Here is a 1,208-nt window from a genome sequence, read left to right on the forward strand (position 1 = left end):
CGAACCCGGAAGCTAAGCTCTCCAGCGCCGATGGTACTGCACTCGAAGGGGTGTGGGAGAGTAGGACGCCGCCGGAATCTACGTGTGAAAGGCCCGCCCCTTTTCGGGGGCGGGCCTTTTGCGTTTCCCGGGGAATCCCGGGAATTCCCCGGGGATTCCTGGGGTGTGCCGGCTCCTGGGTTCGGAGCTGCGGCGCGTTTCGATGGGCTTGGGCGCGGGTGGCTTTGTGCTCACCGGTCGGCGTGGACCGGCGGAGATCAGCCCGGTCCCGGGGTCACCGGCGGTCAGGAGCCCTGGGCTCCCCGGCGAGACACGGGTGTTGCCTGCGGGAAAGGCGCTGGCAACGGCGGAGCGGGAGGGCACTGCCTTCAGGTCCGCCGGGGAGCCTTCCCGAGTGGGCCGGGCCGTTTCGGCGTGCGGCCGCGTCTTGGTCGGGTCGGGCGCGGGTGGCCTTGTGCTAACCGGTCGACGTGGTCCGGCGGAGGTCGGCCCGGTCCCAATGTCACCGGCGGTCAGGAGCCCTGGGCTCCCCGGCGAGACACGGGTGTTGCCTGCGGAGAAAAGCGCTGGCAACGGCGGAGCGGGAGGGCAGCCCGGTCAGGTCCGCCGGGGGACCTTCCCGAGTGGGTCGGGTGTTTTGCGGCATGCGGTGGGTGTTCGGTGGCGAGAGCCGTGGAAAGTGGGGCGGGAGTGGGCGGTTTTGGTCGCCGGAGTGCGAAACCCGGCCCTCGGCACGCGCTTTCACCGGCCGGTGATGCAAAACCGCAGGTCGGTGAAAGGTCGCGGCTGGAAAGCGTCTCGGTATCCGGATCGGGGCCCGCCAAGCCCCCGAAGGGGGTCTCCTCCCGGCCGACCCGACCCGAAACGCTCACCGAAACGATCCGACCCACCCGGGAAGGTCCCCCGGCGGGCCTTTCGGGAGTTCCGCCGGGTGGAGAGACGCTCCCATGGGACTGGGAGGGTCTCGATCCGGATCACGCGACCGCTCCTGGCGCACCGATTCTCTCTCACCTGCGGTTTTGCGGGACAGGATGGCGAAAGCGCCTGTCGAGGGCCGGATTTCGCACTCCGGCGACCGAAACCGCCCACTCCCCAACCCACTTCTCCCCGCCCTCGTCACCGAACGCCCACCGCACGCCGAAATCACCCGACCCATCCGGGAAGGTTCCCCGGCGAACCTTGCCGGGCCGCCCACCCCTCCGCGACGT

The sequence above is a fragment of the Embleya sp. NPDC050493 genome, assembly GCF_044458105.1.
GTDB lineage: Bacteria > Actinomycetota > Actinomycetes > Streptomycetales > Streptomycetaceae > Embleya.